This window comes from Bradyrhizobium sp. 18BD (assembly GCF_054185225.1).
This window is the reverse complement of record NZ_JAVAYL010000007.1, coordinates 181842-200229: the sequence shown is the minus strand read 5'-3', so window position 1 is coordinate 200229 and position 18388 is coordinate 181842. Positions and strand designations below refer to the sequence as shown.

Annotated in this window: 19 protein-coding genes; 5 read left to right on the top strand and 14 right to left on the bottom strand. The window is 64.7% G+C overall.

The annotated features are described in order from the left end of the window. Positions 1-2: 2 nt before the first annotated feature. The 5 genes from RAD16_RS15350 to soxX are packed head-to-tail and all read right to left on the bottom strand — an operon-like array spanning position 3 to position 2378. Positions 3-308: a hypothetical protein gene (locus RAD16_RS15350; RefSeq protein WP_458158720.1), complete on the bottom strand. Its 306-nt coding sequence runs from the start codon at positions 306-308 to the stop codon at positions 3-5. After that, positions 305-1168: a sulfur oxidation c-type cytochrome SoxA gene (gene soxA, locus RAD16_RS15345; protein ID WP_458158719.1), complete on the bottom strand. Its 864-nt coding sequence runs from the start codon at positions 1166-1168 to the stop codon at positions 305-307. The genes RAD16_RS15350 and soxA overlap by 4 nt, the downstream gene beginning before the upstream one ends. Beyond that, a complete protein-coding gene (gene soxZ, locus RAD16_RS15340) occupies positions 1168-1479 on the bottom strand; it encodes a thiosulfate oxidation carrier complex protein SoxZ (protein ID WP_458158718.1) in 312 nt (103 codons plus the stop codon). Before soxZ ends, soxA begins: the two co-directional genes overlap by 1 nt. A gap of 10 nt (positions 1480-1489) precedes the next feature. Next, positions 1490-1981, bottom strand: a complete 492-nt coding sequence (soxY, locus tag RAD16_RS15335) for a thiosulfate oxidation carrier protein SoxY (protein ID WP_458158717.1) — start codon at positions 1979-1981, stop codon at positions 1490-1492. Between the two features lie 40 nt (positions 1982-2021). After that, positions 2022-2378 carry a sulfur oxidation c-type cytochrome SoxX gene (soxX, locus tag RAD16_RS15330; RefSeq protein ID WP_458158716.1) on the bottom strand — a complete coding sequence of 119 codons (357 nt, stop codon included), beginning with the start codon at positions 2376-2378 and terminating at the stop codon, positions 2022-2024. A 234-nt stretch (positions 2379-2612) separates the two neighbouring features. Here soxX and RAD16_RS15325 point away from each other — a divergent pair, with 234 nt between their 5' ends. Then, positions 2613-3287, top strand: coding sequence for a DUF938 domain-containing protein (locus RAD16_RS15325; protein ID WP_458158715.1), 675 nt, complete (start codon positions 2613-2615; stop codon positions 3285-3287). Positions 3288-3558: 271 nt separating this feature from the next. Here RAD16_RS15325 and RAD16_RS15320 read toward each other — a convergent pair whose 3' ends face one another. Further along, positions 3559-5628, bottom strand: a complete 2070-nt coding sequence (locus tag RAD16_RS15320; RefSeq protein ID WP_458158714.1) for a prolyl oligopeptidase family serine peptidase — start codon at positions 5626-5628, stop codon at positions 3559-3561. A gap of 196 nt (positions 5629-5824) precedes the next feature. Between RAD16_RS15320 and RAD16_RS15315 the strand changes: the two genes are divergently transcribed. Continuing rightward, positions 5825-7072 carry an MFS transporter gene (locus RAD16_RS15315; protein WP_458158713.1) on the top strand — a complete coding sequence of 416 codons (1248 nt, stop codon included), beginning with the start codon at positions 5825-5827 and terminating at the stop codon, positions 7070-7072. Between the two features lie 189 nt (positions 7073-7261). Further along, positions 7262-8500: an MFS transporter gene (locus RAD16_RS15310; RefSeq protein WP_458158712.1), complete on the top strand. Its 1239-nt coding sequence runs from the start codon at positions 7262-7264 to the stop codon at positions 8498-8500. A 127-nt stretch (positions 8501-8627) separates the two neighbouring features. On the opposite strand, the gene RAD16_RS15305 is transcribed toward RAD16_RS15310, so the two are convergent. Together RAD16_RS15305 and RAD16_RS15300 are read right to left on the bottom strand one after the other, a co-directional pair. Continuing rightward, positions 8628-9122: a VOC family protein gene (locus tag RAD16_RS15305; protein WP_458158711.1), complete on the bottom strand. Its 495-nt coding sequence runs from the start codon at positions 9120-9122 to the stop codon at positions 8628-8630. A 108-nt stretch (positions 9123-9230) separates the two neighbouring features. Beyond that, complete coding sequence (locus tag RAD16_RS15300; RefSeq protein ID WP_458158710.1) at positions 9231-9776, bottom strand: carboxymuconolactone decarboxylase family protein; 546 nt, start codon at positions 9774-9776, stop codon at positions 9231-9233. 135 nt (positions 9777-9911) lie between these two features. Between RAD16_RS15300 and RAD16_RS15295 the strand changes: the two genes are divergently transcribed. Beyond that, on the top strand, positions 9912-11111 hold the full coding sequence (locus RAD16_RS15295) for an acyl-CoA dehydrogenase family protein (RefSeq protein WP_458158709.1): 1200 nt from the start codon (positions 9912-9914) through the stop codon (positions 11109-11111). 152 nt (positions 11112-11263) lie between these two features. Next, positions 11264-12403 carry an acyl-CoA dehydrogenase family protein gene (locus tag RAD16_RS15290; RefSeq protein WP_458158708.1) on the top strand — a complete coding sequence of 380 codons (1140 nt, stop codon included), beginning with the start codon at positions 11264-11266 and terminating at the stop codon, positions 12401-12403. Between the two features lie 238 nt (positions 12404-12641). On the opposite strand, the gene RAD16_RS15285 is transcribed toward RAD16_RS15290, so the two are convergent. From RAD16_RS15285 to RAD16_RS15260, 6 genes are all read right to left on the bottom strand, one after another. Continuing rightward, positions 12642-13679, bottom strand: a complete 1038-nt coding sequence (locus RAD16_RS15285; RefSeq protein WP_458158834.1) for an amino acid ABC transporter substrate-binding protein — start codon at positions 13677-13679, stop codon at positions 12642-12644. 87 nt (positions 13680-13766) lie between these two features. Next, positions 13767-14372 carry a L,D-transpeptidase family protein gene (locus RAD16_RS15280; RefSeq protein WP_458158707.1) on the bottom strand — a complete coding sequence of 202 codons (606 nt, stop codon included), beginning with the start codon at positions 14370-14372 and terminating at the stop codon, positions 13767-13769. A gap of 334 nt (positions 14373-14706) precedes the next feature. After that, positions 14707-15681 carry a hypothetical protein gene (locus RAD16_RS15275; protein WP_458158706.1) on the bottom strand — a complete coding sequence of 325 codons (975 nt, stop codon included), beginning with the start codon at positions 15679-15681 and terminating at the stop codon, positions 14707-14709. Between the two features lie 102 nt (positions 15682-15783). After that, positions 15784-16347, bottom strand: coding sequence for a redoxin domain-containing protein (locus RAD16_RS15270; RefSeq protein ID WP_458158705.1), 564 nt, complete (start codon positions 16345-16347; stop codon positions 15784-15786). 32 nt (positions 16348-16379) lie between these two features. Next, complete coding sequence (locus RAD16_RS15265) at positions 16380-17078, bottom strand: cytochrome c biogenesis CcdA family protein (RefSeq protein WP_458158704.1); 699 nt, start codon at positions 17076-17078, stop codon at positions 16380-16382. A gap of 557 nt (positions 17079-17635) precedes the next feature. Then, positions 17636-18247 (bottom strand): sigma-70 family RNA polymerase sigma factor, encoded by a 612-nt coding sequence (locus RAD16_RS15260; RefSeq protein WP_326898088.1) that lies wholly within the window; start codon positions 18245-18247, stop codon positions 17636-17638. Positions 18248-18388: the final 141 nt, after the last annotated feature.

The following is an 18388-nucleotide window of genomic DNA, read 5'->3' as shown; positions in this document are numbered from 1 at the left end:
TTCTAGCGGATTTCCATCGCCTTCCAGGCCTCTTTTTCAGACGTCGCCTGGAAGATGGAGGCCTTTGCGAGCGCCTCGGCTTCCCTGGAAGCGGCAACCGCGCGGTCGAAATCGCCGCTGTCGGCCGCCTTCTTGGCTGCCGCCAGCGCAGATACGGTCACGGTCCACTGGTTGCGCATGCCGGCTGCCTCCTTGGAGGCGGCCTCCGCTGCGGCATAGGCCGCCTTGTAGTCCGCCTCGTTTGCCGCGCGCGCTGCAGGCGCGAAGCTCAGGCTGAGCAGAATGGCCAAGGTAAGTGACGGCTTCATGGCCGCGCTCCCGGGCCTGAAATCGGCAGCCCGTTGGCGACGTAGGACAGAAAATATTCGACGTCGCGATATTCATCCGCCTGCGGCTCCAGCGGAACCGCGCGGGTCTGGCTGTTGCAGGTGACGAAGCGGCGGCTGGTCGTGCCCATGCCGCTCCATTCGGAGCGGTAGATCGGCATCGCGTTCAGGATGCCGAGGGCAGGTGCCAGAATCTCGGCGCGGATGCGCTCGCCCGGGCTCTGCACATGGCAGCTCGCGCAGGAAAAATTCAACTGGCCGCGGCGGGTGTAGAAATAGCGCTTGCCGTTCTCGAACGCCTCTAACGCGCGCGGATCATCGGGAATCTTGATGTCCATCAGCTTGCCGCGCGAGGTGTAGGCCATGTACGCGGTCAGCGAGGCCATCTCGTCCTTGACGTAGGAGTAGGGCGCCTCGCCATTGGCCTCGCGGCAGCGATTGAGCGCGAGCTCCAGCGTGACGACCTTGCCCTCTTTCGTGTCGAAATAGGGATAATTCTGGCGGATGCCGATGCCGCCGTTCGGGAAGCAGTCGGCATAGGTCTTGCCGTTCTTGAACGGGGTCGCGAACATCTCCTTGCCGGCATCGAGCGCGAACTCGTAAGGCGGGAATTCTTCCTTCTCCTGCCACTGCCGCTTCATGTCCGCGTTCATCGAATAGGGACCGTTGACGAAGTCCTCGTGCTTCACGGTCGGAAACTTCTGGAAAAAGAAATTCTGGAACGCCTTGGCGTCCGCGGCGGGATCGGCCTTGTCGGCGGCGACCACGCGCGGAGACGTGAGCGCGAACGCGACGAGCGCGGCGCTCAGCGAGCCAAGCAGGAGAGCGGAGCGGGCCTTCATCACGCGATCTTCGCGGTGGTCGTGTCCGAGCCGCCTTTGTTGTCGGTCCAGGAGATCTTGAGCTCGTCGCCCTTCTTGGCGCCCTTGAAGCTGAACTTCACATAGGGGTCCTTGGAGACCGCGGTGCCCCAATTGGCGACGAAGACGTCTTTGCCGTTACACTCGAACTTCAGCTCCTGGATGAAATGCGCGGGGATCAGCTCGCCCTTGGAGTCCTTGACGAGGCCAGTGTCCATCGGGTGCTGGATCAGCGTCTGCACCTCGGTGATGTCGCCGTTGGCGGTGGCGCGTACGCGAATGCTGGATGCCATGTCTGTTCTCCTAGCCGCCGCAGCCGCCGACGGTGACCTTCACTTCCTTGGTCGCGCTGTAGAGCTTGCCGTCGGCCTCGACGATCGCGGTCACGTTGGTAGTCTTCGCCATCTTCAGGCGGTTGGCGACGGCAGGGATGGTGCCCTCGGGAAACTTGTAGGACGCTGCCAGCGAGTTCGGGTTTTCGGCCACGAAGAGCGAGATCGAGGTGACCTTGTCGAGCGTCGTCGCCACCGCGATCGGCACCACGCCGCCGTTCTCGGCGATCTCGGGCGCGTCGAGCTTGACCTTGTCCGAGGGCTCGGCGGTCTTGCCGTAGAGCGCCTTGATCGCGTCCGCCTCGTTCTTCTGCCTGAACGCCTCTTCCGGATATTTGTCGTTGGCGGCCGCCAGCGCGGGGCCCGCGGCGAACGGCAGATTGCCGAGCCCGAGCAGCGCGACCGAGGCCGCGCCCTGAAGGATCAGGCGCCGCGTCGGAAGAGGGCCGGTGGTCGTGGTCATCGGAAATTCTCCTGCACAGTCTCTTGTGGCGTGCCGGCGGTCACAGGGTTTGCAGGAAATCAACGATCGCGCTGATCTCCTGTTCGGTCAAAATCCGGTTCCGGCCGAACGGCGGCATCATGGTCTGCGGGTTACGCTTGGTCTCATCGAAGATGATCGCGACCAGATCGTCGCGATCAGGGTATTTTGATTTGATGTCCTTCAGCTCCGGACCGATCGTTCCGGGCAGATCGCCGTCCTTGATGACGTGGCAGGTCAGGCAATTGCCCTTGCCGCGGTCGAAGGCGAGTTTTTGGCCGTCGGCGACGGCGGATTGTGCGTGCGCAGGGCTCGCAGCAAGGCCGGCCAGGAAGGCCAGCGCGAGGAGCAGGGCGGGCTTGCGGAGAACAGCGGTCAAGGCAATGTTCCGAGGCGTTATGTCGATGGTGGTTCGCGGAAATATAGTGTTCCAAAGCACAAAGGGCATGCCCTGACAATCAAGACTATGCAGGGCGCAAAATGGCGTTAATATCTTCCGCATTGCAACTGAAGAGATAGATCGTTCATCGGCCGGGTTTCGCCGGCATCCGTTCGGGGCGTTTGGCCCTTGCTTGCGTTTTGGTCTGCTTTCTCATTTTCCCGGGGACGTCAATTGGCTGACTATGTCGTTGAATTTGGCAGGGACGGCGGGCGCGTCGAGCCCGATGGCCGGCTCGATGCGCCGGCTTTTCATCGCAACCACGAGCCGCTCTGGGCGGCTCTGGAAAAGCATCTCGCAGGGTACACCGGTAACGTGCTCGAGGTCGGCAGTGGAACCGGCCAGCACGTGGTCTATTTCGCGGGCCATACGCCCGGCCTGACCTGGTGGCCGAGCGACCTCAACCAGCGGCACGTGAGGAGCATCGAGGCCTGGCGCGTTCATTCGGGCCTGCAGAACATCCGCTCTCCGCTGCGGGTCGATCTCTCCGATCCCGATTGGTGCCCGGAGATGCGAAGCGGGCAGGCGCCGACCAGCTTTGCGGCCGTGTTCTGCGCCAACGTCATCCACATCGCGCCCTGGAACGTGGCCGAAGGCCTGTTCGCCGGCGCCGGCCGCTACCTGCGCGCCGACGGCAAGCTGTTCCTCTACGGCCCATTCAAGCGCGACGGCAAGCACACCGCGCTCAGCAACGCCGTGTTCGACACGTCCTTGCGGGAAGGCAATCCTGAATGGGGCGTGCGCGACATCAGCGACGTCGAGACGCTCGCGAAGGCTGTCGGCCTTCGCCTGGTCGACACGATCGAGATGCCGGCGAACAATCTGACGCTGGTGTTCGAGCGCGGGTAAAGCGCTGCAAACTTAGGTCTGGATGCGCGCCACAACGGCGGTGCGCTCCCTCCCCCTTTGCGGGGGAGGGCGGGGGAGAGGGGTAGCCCAGCAAACGGTCTATCCATCCCCGGTCATGTTGCGCGCACATCGAGAGAGTCCCCGTGTGGTACCCCTCTCCCTGCCCTCGAGAGCGAGCTTCGCTCGCCTCGGACCCCGCAAGGGGGAGGGAATAAGAGGGCGGTGGCCGCCTCACGTCGCCTCCGATGAAAACCTCGAAGCGACAGCGCTGCTAGGCCTCGCCATCCCCCCACCCGATCTTCTCCTTCAAGAACCTGAAGCCGATCACCTCGAAGCCCGCACGCTCCTTGTTGTCCTTGCCGTAGCCATGGCCGCCCGCCGCCGGCTCGTAGAACCAGGCCTCGTAGCCCATCGCCTGCAGCTTGGCGGCCATCTTGCGCGCGTGGCCGGGATGGACGCGGTCGTCGCGTCGGGTGGTGGCGATCAGGATCGGCGGATAGGACTGTCCTACCTTGACGTTGTGATAGGCCGAATAGGTCTTCAGCCACTCCCATTCCTCGGGCTTGTCCGGATCGCCGTATTCCGCGATCCAGCTCGCGCCCGCGAGCAGCTTGGTGTAGCGGCGCATGTCGATCAGCGGGATGGTGCAGAACAGCGCGCCGAAGCGTTCGGGGTAGCGCACCAGCATGTTGGTGATGAGGATGCCGCCGTTCGATCCGCCCTGCGCGGCGATGCGCTTTGCGCTCGTCACGCCACGGCGCACGAGATCGCCGGCCACGGCTGCGAAATCGTCATGCGAGAGCTTCTTGCCGGCGAGCCGGCCGGCATCGTGCCAGCGCGTGCCGAACTCGCCGCCGCCGCGCAAATTTGCCTGCACAATGGTGCCGCCGCGCTCCAGCCAGAGCTTGCCGAGCGAGGCGTTGTAATACGGCTTCACCGCATGGGCGAAGCCGCCATAGGCGCTCATATAGAGCGGCGCATCGCCGGTCTCTTTGGCAGGCCCCGTCTGAACATAGGGAATGCGCTCGCCGTCGATCGAGATCGCCTCGTGCTGCGTCACCACGAGCCCGTCGGCGGTGAACGTCTTCGGCGCCTGCTTCAGCACGGTCGGGCTCGCAACGCCGCGTTCGAGCAGCAGCATCGACGGCGGCGTCAGCGGATCCTGCACGTTGGCGAGCAGATCGCCGTTGCTCTCGGAGGGATGACGGTCGAGCGGCCAGACGTCGACGACGCCGATCTCGGGCAGGCCGCCGAGCGTCTCGCGGCTCCAGCCGGTGGCGGATGGCGTGCAGATCTCGAATTGCGGTTTGAGCTCGTCGAGGATCGACAGCACCAGCTTGCCCGCCGCCCAGAACAGGCCCTGCAACGCGCGCCGCGGCGCCGGCTCGAACAGGACCGCGAATTCGCGGCTGCCGGCGAGGAACGCCGAGAGCGAGATGCCGAGCACGGTGTCGATGGCATACGTTCGGCCGCCGACCGTCCAGTCCTTGCGCAGCTTCATCGCGAACCAGTCGCCATGGGCCTGCATCCAGATGCCGGTCGGCAGATCGAGCTGCGTCATGGTGCCCGCCGCATCGCGCAGCCAGATCGCGTGGTTGAAGAAGTCGATCTGGTCGACGATCCAGACCCGCGGCGCAGGTCCGGTGTCGTCGGCGCTGCCATAGATCATCATGTGATCGGTGGTGGTCTCGATCAACACCTGCGCCTGCTCGACCGGCTGGCCGCGCCGCCACAGCCGAACCGTCCGCGCATAGCCGGAGCTCGTCGTCATGCCCTCGCCATGCGCGCTCGACAGCAGCAGCGTGTCGGCATCGAGCCAGTCGGCGCCGCCCTTGGCTTCCGGCAGCGTAAAGCCGTCCGTGACAAAACTCTTCGTGGCGAGGTCGAACTCGCGCAAGGTGACGGCGTCGCTGCCGCCGCGCGACAGGCTCAGGATCGCCCGCAGGCTTCCCGGCATCGTGGCGATGCCGCCGAGCAGCCAGTCCTCACCCTCGCTTTTCGCGAGCTGGTCGATATCCAGCATGGTCTCCCACGCCGGATCGGCTTTGCGAAATTCGGAGAGCGTAGTCCGCCGCCACAGGCCTCGCGGATTGGTGGCGTCCTTCCAGAGATTGTGCAAATCGGTGCCGCGCCGGCTGACATAGGGGATGTTGTCAGGGCGATCGTAGATCGCCGCGAGGATGTCGCGGTCGCGCTCATAAGCCGCTCCGCCGAACGCCTGAAGCGTCAGGTCGTTCTGCCGCTCGACAAAGTCGAGCGCCTGCTTGCCTTCGATCTCCTCCAGCCAGAGCCAGGGATCGTCGTCGGGAGCGCTGAGCGTGGGCCTGTCGTCGACGGACATGAACGAAACTCCGTAAGAATGCGGCGGATAGGATTTGATCGAGCGCAAGCCGTCAAGGCCGCGTCCGGCTATCATCCGTCCGATTGCGTCAGAGGCATGGCCCGCGCCCGTTTGCGTCGGTTGCCCGCCCTTTCGCACCCCTCCATAGTGCCGGGAATCAGAAGGCCCTCCAAAACTCCTCCGGGCGGAAATGCCGATGCTAGACGTGACTTCAGCCAGTGAGATCAGCGACGACGCGCGCGTGCGTGCCAATGTGGTGCGCCTTGCCGCCGCGCAGGCGCTGACCGGCGCCAATTCGGCGGTGATCTTCGCCACCGGCGCGATCGTCGGCGCCACGCTCGCGCCCGACATGTCGTTCGCGACGGTGCCGATCTCGATGTATGTGGTGGGCCTCGCCGCCGGCACGCTGCCGACCGGCGCGATCTCGCGCCGCTACGGCCGCCGCACGGCCTTCGTCGTCGGAACCGGTATCGGCGCGCTCACCGGACTGCTCGGCTCGTTCGCCATTCTGCACGGCTCGTTCGCGCTGTTCTGTGTTGCGACCTTTCTCGGCGGCCTCTACGGGGCCGTCGCGCAATCCTATCGCTTCGCCGCGGCCGACGGTGCCAGCGCGGCCTATCGGCCCAAGGCGGTGTCCTGGGTGATGGCCGGCGGCGTGTTCGCCGGCGTGCTCGGTCCGCAGCTCGTGCAATGGACCATGGATGTCTGGCAGCCCTATCTGTTCGCCTTTAGCTTCCTGGTGCAGGCCGCCGTGGCGCTGGTCGCGATGGGCATCGTCGCCGGCGTCGACATGCCGAAACCCGCGCCGGCCGATCTGCATGGCGGCCGGCCGCTACTCACCATCGTGACCCAGCCGCGCTTCATCGCGGCCGCGCTGTGCGGCGTCATCTCCTATCCCATGATGAATTTGGTGATGACCTCGGCGCCGCTGGCCATGAAGCTGTGCGGCCTCAGCCTCAGCGATTCCAATTTCGGCATTCAATGGCACATCGTCGCCATGTACGGGCCGAGCTTCTTCACTGGTGCGTTGATCGCGCGCTTCGGTGCGCCCAGGATCGTCGCGGCGGGCCTGCTGCTGGAGGCGGGGGCCGCCACCATCGGTCTGTCCGGCATCACGGCGATGCACTTCTGGGCGACGCTGATAGTGCTCGGTGTCGGCTGGAATTTCTCCTTCATCGGCGCTTCCGCTCTGGTGCTGGAGACGCACCGGCCGCAGGAGCGCAACAAGGTGCAGGCCTTCAACGATTTCCTCGTGTTCGGCATGATGGCGATTGGCTCGTTCTCATCGGGGCAATTGCTTGCGAATTACGGCTGGTCCGCGGTGAACATGGTGGTATTCCCGCCTGTCGTGCTCGGCCTTGCCGTGCTCTCGCTGGTCTCCTGGGCGCGCCGCCGCAGGGCGCGGCTGGAGGCGGCCATGGGCGAGTTCCCGGACGCAGTGTGACGCATGATCCGGCAAAGTCCGCGGTTTTCCGAAAAGATCATGCGCAACAGGTGGCAGGAGGCTGTCAGCAGCGTGGACATTTCGATCCAGATCGAAGTGATTTTCGGGAGGCCGGTTGTTACATGATGCTTGTCATCAAGAGACAGGCGTGACGCAAAGCGCTCGCGGGGGAACCAAGGACAAGCGCAAATGCTCGATAATCCCCGCCACACCTCGCCAATCGACGAATCCTCCCTCCGCTACGAAGGCTGGCGCATCGTCGCGGTCTGCTTCCTGCTCGCGACCTTCGGCTGGGGGCTCGGCTTCTACGGCCAGAGCGTCTATGTCGCCGAGCTGCAACGCGCGCGGGGCTGGCCGACATCGCTGATCTCCTCGGGCACGACGTTCTTCTATTTGTTCGGCGCGCTGCTGGTCGTCTTCGTCGGCGAGGCCGTCCGAAAATACGGCCCGCGCATCTGCCTGATCGTCGGCACGCTGGCGATGGCGGCGGCTGCGGTCGCCATCGGCGCGGTGCGCGAGCCCTGGCAGCTTTACCTTGCGGATGCCGTGCTCGCCTTCGGCTGGGCGGGCACCAGTCTTGCGATGATCACCAACACGATCAGCCTGTGGTTCGACCACAAGCGCGGCATGGCGATCAGCCTCGCGCTCAACGGCGCCAGTTTCGGCGGCATCGTCGGCGTGCCTCTGCTGGTGACGCTGATCGGCCATATCGGCTTCGCCAGCGCGATGTATGCCGCTGCTGGCGCCATGCTGGTGCTGCTGGTGCCGGTGATCCTGCTGGTCGTCGGCCGGCCGCCCGATCTCCATGGCTGGCATGGGGCGGCGAAAGCGAAGCCGCAATCCTCGACGCAGATTCGCGCCTGGGCGCTACGCGATATCGGCTTCCTCACAGTGACCATTGCGTTCGCGCTGGTGCTGTTCGCGCAGGTCGGCTTCATCGTGCACCTGATCTCGTTCCTCGATCCCGTGATCGGCCGCGAGCGCGCTGCGGTTGCGGTCGCGGTGCTGACCGCGATGGCGGTGGTCGGCCGGGTGCTGTTCTCGATGGTGATCGACCGCCTCAACCAGCGGCTGGCGTCGGCGATCTCATTCCTCAGCCAGGCCGCGGCGCTGTGCGTCGTGATCAATCTGCACAATGATTATTTGCTGATCGCGGCCTGCGCGGTGTTCGGCTTCTCGGTCGGCAACCTCATCACGCTGCCGTCGCTGATCGTGCAGCAGGAATTCGACAGCGCCGCGTTCGGCGTGCTGATCAGTCTCAACACCGCGATCAACCAGGTGACGTATGCGTTCGGCCCCGGCGTGGTCGGGGCCTTGCGCGACTGGTCCGGCGGCTATTCGCTGCCGTTCTATCTCTGCATCGCGCTGGAGGTGGCGGCCGCGGCGCTGATCATGGTACGGGGCAAGCCAAGAGCGAAGGCGGCGTAGGGGCGCAACGTCGCTTCACCACACTCCGTCATTGCGAGCGCAGCGAAGCAATCCAGAAATGCCTCCGCGGAAGTAGTCTGGATTGCTTCGTCGCTTTGCTCCTCGCAATGACGAGGAGAGAGCGGCATCACGCCTCGCGCTCTCGCAGCAACGCCTCTACATCCAGCCGCTTCGTGAACATCGCCAACTTCCCATCCGGGCCGAACGGCCATTGCTCCCGCGGCTTGTCCCAATACAGCTCCACGCCGTTCTCATCGGGATCGCGCAGATACAGCGCCTCGGACACGCCGTGATCGCTGGCGCCGTCCAGCGCGATGCCGGCCGTGAGCACCCGGTGCAGCGCATCCGCCAGCGCCGGGCGCGTTGGGTAGAGGATCGCGGTGTGGAACAGGCCGGTGGTGCCGGGCGGCGGCGGCGAGCCGCCCTTGCTCTCCCAGGTGTTGAGCCCGATGTGGTGATGATAACCGCCGGCGGAGATGAAGGCCGCGCCCGAGCCCATGCGCTGCATCAGCTCGAAGCCGAGCACGCCGCAATAGAAGCCGAGCGCGCGATCGAGATCGGCGACCTTGAGATGGACGTGGCCGATCCTGGTGCCGGCGGCGACGGCTGGACTTTGCGACATGTGAATGCTCCGTTGGTGAACTCCAGATAGGCCGGCTCCGGGGCAGTGCTACTGGCCTATCCGAAACCCAGCGTTTCCTGATGCGCAATTGCCCAGCAGGATGGACAATCAAGACAGCTCCCGCGCTTCGCCCTCGGGCAGCTCGAACTCAAACGTGTTCAGCGTCATCGACACCATGGTGTAGTAGCCGCACAGCCCGATCACCTCGACCACGCCGCGCTCGCTGAGCAGCTTCACCGCCTCATCGTAGAGACCCTTCTCGACGCCGTGGCCCTCATGCAGCGACTTCGCGAGATCGTAGATCATCTTAGCCACTGGATCGTCGAACTCGGGCGTGCGGCGGTCGCGGATCGCGTCGATGATATCAGGGTCCATGCCGCCCGCCAGCGCGAGGCGCTTATGCGCGTACCATTCGTAATGCGCGGTCCAGTGCCGCGCCGTCACCAGGATCGCGATCTCCGAGAGCTTTGCCGGGAAGATAGTGTCGTAGCGCAGCACTTCGCCGAGCCGCGTGGCGTGACGGGCCATGTCGGGGCTGTTGAGCCAGGCCATCATCGGCGCCGGCGGCTTGCCGCGCTTGCCGGCAATCGACTCGTCATAAGTCTGCCGCTGGCTCTCGTTCATTTCGCCAGGCGAAAGAAGTTTCAGGCGCATTCTCATTTCCTCTTTGTTTTCAAGCTCGCCATGGCGACGACTATAGCGGATCACGCGGCGCGGAAGTGGTTGAATTCCACGAAGCGATGGCCCAGAGTCGCGCCCAACAAGTCTTTTTGATTGATGGAAACGACCATGAGCGACACAGAGACTGCCGATCTCGAACAATTCCGCACTGAGACGCGCGCCTGGCTGGACGCCAATTGTCCGCCGGAGATGCGCAAGCCCGTCACGTCGGACACCGACGTGTTCTGGGGCGGACGTAACGCAAAATTCGCGTCCGAGCCGCAGCGCGTCTGGTTCGAGCGCATGCGCGACAAGGGCTGGACCGTGCCGGATTGGCCGAAGGAGTATGGCGGCGGCGGCCTCAGCGCCGCCGAGCACAAGGTGCTGCGCGCCGAGATGGCGAAGATGGGCGCGCGCCCGCCGCTGTCGAGCTTCGGCATCTGGATGCTCGGGCCGGCGCTTTTGAAATACGGCAACGACGCCCAGAAGAAGGAGCATCTGCCGAAGATCGCGGCGGGTCTGATCCGCTGGTGCCAGGGCTATTCCGAGCCGAACGCCGGCTCCGATCTCGCCTCGCTGCAGACCCGCGCCGAGAGCGACGGCGACGATTTCGTCATCACGGGGTCGAAGATCTGGACCTCCTACGCCAACTACGCCGACTGGATCTTCTGCCTCGTCCGCACCGATCCCGCCGCCAAGAAGCACGACGGCATCAGCTTCATCCTGTTCGACATGACCTCGAAGGGCGTGACGACCAAGCCGATCCTGCTGATCTCAGGCTATTCGCCGTTCTGCGAAACCTTCTTCGACGGCGTGCGCGTGCCGAAGTCGCATGTGGTCGGCACCGTCAATCGCGGCTGGGACGTCGCGAAATATCTGCTGCAGCATGAGCGCGCGATGATCTCAGGGATGGGCGAACGCGGCGTCGGCCGTCCGCTCGGCCAGATCGCGGCCGACTCGGTCGGTTCGGATGCGCAAGGCAAGCTCGATGATTCCATGCTGCGCGGCCAGATCGCGACCTTCGACGTCGACGAGGCCGCGCTCGCCGCTTGCGCCGAGCGTGCCGTCGATCTCGCCAAGGCGGGGCAGGCGCATCCGGCGTTCTCCTCGGCGATGAAATATTACGGCACCGAGCTCAACAAGCGCCGCTACGAGATCCTGATGTCGGCCGGCGGCGTCGATGCGCTGGAATGGGAGAGCGAGCGCTCGAAGCAGGGCGCCCGTCCGCGCGCCTGGTTGCGCACCAAGGCCAACTCGATCGAGGGCGGCACGTCCGAGGTGATGCTCGGCATTGTCGCCAAGCGCATTTTGGATTTGCCGGGGGCGTGAGCCACGCTCTCACCACCCGTTATTCCGGGGCGCAGCGTGAGCTGCGAGCCCGGAATCCATATTCCCGATCGTGGTTATGGATTCCGGGCCTGCGCCTGCGGCGCATCCCGGAATGACGACGACAAAATAGATTTCGAATCGGAAACACGCACATGGCCCTCGTCCTCACCGAAGAACAATCAATGCTCCGCGACTCAGCGCGCGGGCTGATCAGCGACAAGGCGCCGGTGTCGCATTTGCGGCACTTGCGCGATTCCAAGGACCCCACCGGCTTCTCAAAGGAGCTGTGGCATTCCTTTGCCGAGATGGGCTTTGCCGGCCTCCTTGTGCCGGAAGAGTTCGGCGGCTCTGGTCTCGGCTTCATGGAGGCCGGCGTCGTCATGGAGGAGATCGGCCGCACGCTGATGCCCTCGCCGTTCCTCGCCACCAGCGTGGCCGCGGCTTCCGCGCTGAACCGCGGCGGCAATGCCGCGCAGAAGTCGGACTATTTGCCGAAGATCGCCAACGGCTCGCTGCTGGCGACGCTCGCTATCGACGAGGGCGCCAAGCATCGCCCGCTCCAGACGAACTTGCAGGCCGTGCGCGCCGGCAACGGCTTCAAGCTGTCCGGCGCCAAGGCGCTGGTGGTCGACGGCCATGTCGCCGACCTCCTCATCGTCGTCGCGCGCACGGCTGGCTCTGTCGGCGAGCGCGATGGCCTGACGCTGTTCCTGGTGAACCCGAAGGCCAAGGGCGTGTCGATCGAGCGCACCATCATGGTCGATGCGCACAACGCCGCGCGGATCGAGCTTGCCAATGTCGAGGTCAATGCCGACAGCGTGCTCGGCGAGGTCGATCAGGGCGCGGCGCTGCTCGACGGCGTGCTCGACATCGGCCGCGGCGCGGTCGCCGCCGAAATGGTCGGCCTCAGCGAGGAGGTCTTCAACCGCACCGTCGAGTACCTCAAGAACAGGAAGCAGTTCGGCAAGCTGATCGGCGAATTCCAGGCGCTGCAGCACCGCGCCGCCGAGCTCTATGTCGACATCGAGATCACCCGCGCCGCCACCATGAAGGCGCTGCAGGCGCTGGATGCCGACGTCGCCAAGGCGGCCTCAGCCGTCGCCGTGGCCAAGGCCCGCGCCGGCACCACCGCCACCCGCGCGGTGCAGGAAGGCGTGCAGATGCATGGCGGCATGGGCATGACCGACCAGTTCGACATCGGCTTCTTCATGAAGCGCGCACGGGTGTGCGAGGAACTGTTTGGGGACGCGAACTACCACACCGAGCAGCTCGCGCGGGCGCGGGGGTATTGAGGCAGGCCGCGCGGGAAGAATTCGTAGCTCGGATGGAGCGCAGCGAAATCCGGGTTCTGTTCGCGCGGTGAGGCCGCCCCGGATTGCGCTCCATCCAGGCTGCGGCAGTTGAGATTGTGGAAAGCGCTTGCCTCAAGTTCGTCATTGCGAGCGAAGCGAAGCAATCCAGAATCTTTCCGCGGAGGCAGTCTGGATTGCTTCGTCGCTTTGCTCCTCGCAATGACGGCGGCGAGATCTATTACCTCATCGGCGGCGCGTACTGCACGCCACCGGCGTTCCACAGCTGATTCATCCCGCGCGGGATCTTCAGCTTGGACTTCTCGCCGATGTTGCGCTCGTACATCTCGCCGTAATTGCCGACGTGGCGGATGATGCGGACGACCCAGTCCTTGGTGAGGCCGAGCTGCTCGCCGTAATTGCCCTCGGTGCCGACGAGGCGCATCACGTCCGGCTTCTTCGACTTCAGGGCCTCGTCGATGTTCTCCGAGGTGACGCCGAGCTCTTCCGCATTGATCATGGCGTAGAGCGTCCACTTCACGATCATCATCCAGTCGTCGTCGCGCTGGCGCACGACGGGGGCGAGCGGCTCTTTGGAGATCATGTCGGGCAGGATCATGTGGTCGCCGGGCTTCGACAGGTTCAGCCGCAGCGCGTAGAGCTGGGAGACGTCGGCGGAGAGCGTGTCGCACTTGCCGGTGTCGTAGGCCTTCACCACGTCGTCCAGCTTGTCGAACTTGATCTCCTCATACTTCATGTTGTTGGCGCGGAAGTAATCGGCGACGTTGAGCAGCGTCGTGGTGCCGGCCTGCACGCAGACCTTGCTCCCGGTCAGGTCCAGCGAGGTCTCCTTGTTGCGCGACCGCGGCAGCATGAAGCCTGCGCCGTCGTAATAGGCGACGGCCGGGAAATAGAGGTCGTAGTCGAGCTCGCGCGCCATGCTCCAGGTCGAGTTGCGCGAGAGGATGTCGACTTTCCGGCTCTGCAATTCCTTGAAGCGCTCGCTGGCGTCCAGCGGGACGAACTTGGCCTTGCCCGGATCGTTGAAGATCGCCGCCGCCACCGCGCGGCAGAAATCGACGTCGAATCCGGTCCAGTTGCCCTTGTCGTCCGGGATCGAGAAGCCCGGCAGGCCCTTGTTGACGCCGCACAGCACCTCGCCGCGGCGCACCGTGCGCTTCAGCGTGCGGGTGTCGTAGAACTCGTAGATCACCGCGAGGACGCCGACCAGCACGGCAACCGCGAGCCCGATCAGCAGGCCGCCTCGAAATGTGCGCATCATGTTGCTCTCTCGAAAAATCGGGAAAAGGAATCTTGGGAAAGGCGAGGGAGCATGGTCGGGGAGACCATGCCCGGACGAGAGCCCTTAGAGCTCGGGCTTCTGCCGGATGACGACTTTGGTGCCGACAGGGACGCGATCGTAGAGATCGGCAACGTCATTGTTGACGAGGCGGAAGCAGCCCGACGACACCTTGGTGCCGATCGTGTCGGGGCGGTTGGTGCCGTGGATGCGGTAGACGGTGGTGCCGAGATACATCGCGCGGGCGCCGAGCGGATTGCCGGGGCCGCCGGCCATGAAGCGCGGCAGATAGGGCTGGCGCTGGATCATCTCCGCCGGCGGCGTCCAGTCCGGCCATTCCTTCTTGTTAGTGATCTGCACCAGTCCCTGCCACTGGAAGCCGTCGCGGCCGACGCCGATGCCGTAGCGGATCGCGCGCCCGCCCGGCTGCACCAGATAGAGGTGCCGTTCGGCGGTCGAGACGATGATCGTGCCCGGCGCTTCAGTGGTGCGGAAGTAGACGACCTGCTTCTGCCATTCCGGGTCGAGCTGGTAACTGTCGTCGGCGATCAGGCCCGGCTCGTCGCCGCGGTCAGGCTGCTGCGCAGCGGCATAGGGGGCGGACAGAACCAGGCTCAAAGCCGCGACGGAAGCCGCCACAAGCATCCCGGTCAGGCGACGAAAATCGGTCATGAGAAGCTCTCCCCGCTGCCACAGCGCAAATCATCAGGAACCATCAAATCTCAGGGGCATGTTCATGGCAAGTTGATGGCGCGCCCGGCAGGTATGTCACGAGAATGCTTTGGTTTTTTGACGGGCCCCTGGCAATGCCACAAACAGGGGATGGCGCGAAAAGCCTACATTGCGGCATCGCCCACGGGATAAGGCATTCTTGAGCGCGATGGATTGAAGTCCAATCGAGCTTGGCCAACCCAGCGCTCTCTCCGTTCCCTCCCCCTTGTGGGCCCTTGTGGGGGAGGAAACGGACCTCAGGCGAGGAGCTAGTCGAGTCTCATCGCGTCATCGTCTAGATCTTGTTATTCTCCGGCGCGATCGCGAGCCGGCGGACGATTTCGGTCCCGACGGCGCGGGCCTCCAGCCGCGAGCCGATGCGGGGGCTGCGAAACCGCCGTCCTGAGCGCAGGCGGATCGTGACGATGCAGTGCTCGTCCTCGGAGCGGCCGCGACGGTCGACGGTGATGGTCTTCACCTCGGGCCCCTCGATGTGATCGGCGCGCGGGCTGCCGTCGCCCCACAGCCGTTCGACGCGAATATCACCCTCGCGGATGATCCAGAAAGAGCCGGTGACGAGGTTGGCGTATCGGTAAACCGCGAATGCGGCGAGTGCGCCGAGCGGAAGCAGCAGGATGTCGACATGGGTGGGTGGCCATCCGCGCCAGAGCTTGTAGGCGTAGGGCACCGCGGACAAGGCAACGGCGATCAGCGCGACGATCCGGATATCCCGCGTGGAAAACGCCTCGAGCGGCTCGCCGAGATGCATCTCGGGATTGCTGGCATCGAGCGGATTGACCGGGGCCTCGAAATTGGGGACGTCGAACTGCGCGGCGATCCGCGCCACGGTGTCGCGAACATGGGTGACATCGGAGATCGGCGGCGACGTCAGGCGCTCGCCAGAGGCCAGCGAGAAGACGAGCTGAAAGCGGGCCTTCACCCGCTTGCTGCCGGGAACCTGCAATCCCGTGATGTCGTCCTTCGCGACGATCCGCGTCTGCAGCTTCCCGAACGGACGCTGATGTCCGATCAGGATCTCGTCCGGCGTGATGATCCACACCACCGCCGGCGCCATCATGATGCCGACGACGAACCCGGCGCCCACGAGCAGCGCGACCACGGAGATGACGATCTCCAGGGTGTCGTGCGTGAACAGGCCGGGCGTGAAGCACAGCGCGACCGCGGCCGCAAAGGCGGACATGACCAGCCGCTGTGCGATCGAGGAGCCTTCACGAAGGCGAATGTCGGTGCTGGTGGGCGCGGCGTCCATTGCGGGCGGCTGATTCCGATGCGGCGAAACTCCACGGACGGATCCGTGGAGTCAAGCAACAACGGCGGCATCTGAAACCAGCCGCCCGATGTCCGTGCGGGATCAGCTGTTGGCGTTGAGCAGCCCGGCAACGGTGCGGTCGATCTGCTCGTAGCCACCTTCGCCTTCGTGCTGGAACACGATCTTGCCGTTCTGGTCGATGATGTATTGCGCCGGCCAGTACCGGTTGCTGTAGGCGTCCCAGGTTTTGGAGTCATTGTCCTGCGCCACCGGATAGGTGATGCCATGGCGCTTCAGTGCGGCCTGCACATTGGAGGCCGAGCGCTCGAACGGGAATTCCGGCGTGTGTACGCCGACCACGACGAGGCCCTTGTCCTTGTATTTTGCGTAGAGATCGGTGACGTGCGGCAGCGTGTTGACGCAGTTGACGCAGCCATAGGTCCAGAAATCGACCAGCACGACCTTGCCGCGCAAATCAGCAAGGCTCAGCGGCTTCGAGTTGAACCAGTTGGTCACGCCGGTGAAGTCGGGCGCGGTCTGCCGGCTTGCGGCGGCGGTCACCACGGGCGTGGCGCGCGCGGCCTCGTCGCAGATGCCGGGGATGACGGCGCCGGTGACGGCCATGCCGACCAGCGCGGTAGATACGGCGAGCAGTTTGAAATTCATGGAAGCGTCCTCCGGTGAAGATTAAGGGATGATCACAGGCCGATCTGGCCGGTGGGATAGAAGCCGGTGAGCCACGCCACGATCAGCGTGTCGTATTGGAAATAGGCGGCGACGGCGAAGGCGATCACGACCACGCCAAAGCCCTGCTGCAGCCGCGGCGAGATCCGCGCGAGGCTGCGCACGCGCGTGGTCGCGGCCTGTCCGCCATAGGCGATCCCCAGCATCGGGATCGCCGCGCCGATGGCGTAGGCGACCAGCAGCGTGCCGGCCCAGGCCAGGTTCTTCGAGGTCGCGACCAGCGTCAGGATCGAGCCGAGCACGGGCCCGGCGCAGGGCGTCCAGATCAGGCCGAGCGTGGTGCCGAGGACGAGACCGCCGAGCGCGCCTTCGTGCTGAGTGGTGTCGGCGTTACCGAAATTGAGCCAGCCATTGAGCCGGATCGACAGCCATTCGAACGGCGCCGGCCACAGCATCAGCAGCCCGAAACCGAGCAGCAGGATAGCAGCCGCCTCGCGCAGCACATTCGGATCGAAGTCGAACAGCCGCGTCAGCGCGCCGAGCAGCAGCGCGACCGCGGAGAAGGAGACGACGAAACCAAGCGCGATCATCGCGGGCCGCAAATGCCCCGCGCGCCCGATCGAGGCGCCGAGCAGGATCGGCAGCATCGGCAACGTGCAGGGCGCGGCGATGGTCAGGATGCCGGCGAGCAGGGCGAAGAGAAGTTCGAGCATGGAGCACTCGTGAAGGAGGTCACGAGGGCAGTTCGGAATGGGGGTGCGGATCGTTACGCGGTGTCACGTGTTCGTGACGGGGGAGGCAGCAGGCGGCTCTGCGAGGCAATCCTGTTAGCCGCACAGACGGTGCGCTCCCTCCCTCCTTGCGGGGGAGGGCGGGGGAGAGGGGTAGCCCAGGAAATGGTCCATCCCCTGCGGTCGCGAGCACGAATCGAGAGAATCCCCGTGTGGCACCCCTCTCCCTGCCCCTCCCCCGCAAGGCGGGAGGGAATGAGAGAGCGGTGCCCGCCTCACTCCGGGCGGCCTGCTATCCGCAAACGACCTGCGGGGTGGCGCTACCACGCAGCCCCCCAAATACAAAACGACCCGGACGGGGGCATCGTCCGGGTCGCTGGAGGTCTTGGGAGGTTTAACGAAACCGTATGTGAGCTTTATAGGGGAGGAGTTTTTCCGCCTGATGTTGTCGTCTGTTTCAATTGTTTCGTCGGCGGTAACGCTTCCGTGTCCGGGGATAGGGCCAGAAACTAGGCCCTATCCCTTTGAAATCATTTCCCTTACGCGGCGAAGCGATCGACGCCGGCGCCCTTAAGCAAATCGGCCAATTGCTTGCGGGCATAGAACATCCGGGTCTTCACCGTGCTCTGGGGGATGCCGATGATCTGACCGACCTCTTCCACCGACTTCTCGTGGTAGTAGACGAGGTTGATGATCTCGCGATGCGCGGGCGACAGTTTTGCGACGCAGGCGCGCAGGATGGCGCTGGTGTCGCTGCGGTCCAGCGAGGTCTCGGGCGTGTCGCAATCGTCAGGGATCTGGCGCACGTCTTCCTGGTCGATGTCCTCGAAGCGGCGCTGGCGCATCGCGGTCAGGGCCTTGAAGCGGGCGATCGAGAGCAGCCAGGTTGAAACCTGCGAGCGGCCCTGGAACTGGCTGGCGGTCCGCCACACGTCGAGGAAAACCTGGCTGACCAGGTCTTCCGCCGTGGTGGCGTCGCGCACGATGCGCAGAATGAAGCGATAGACCCGCACATTGTGCCGGCAATAGAGGATGTGCATGGCCGTCCGGTTGCCGTCGGCAATGCTTTCCAGAAGCATGTCGTCCGAAGTCGCCTGAGCGGCAATGATGCTCTGGCTGGCCTGGGCGTTGATGGCGATGACGTTCGGCATTGACTTAGCTCCCCGTAGCGCCGCAACCGAGCGGCGTTTCCTTGAGCCAAAGTGTTAATCAGCCATCGTTTCGGGACGTCTGCACGAAAAGCGGAAAATGGTTTCGTGCGCTGCCAAATTGTTTCGTCGGACAGGCCGCAA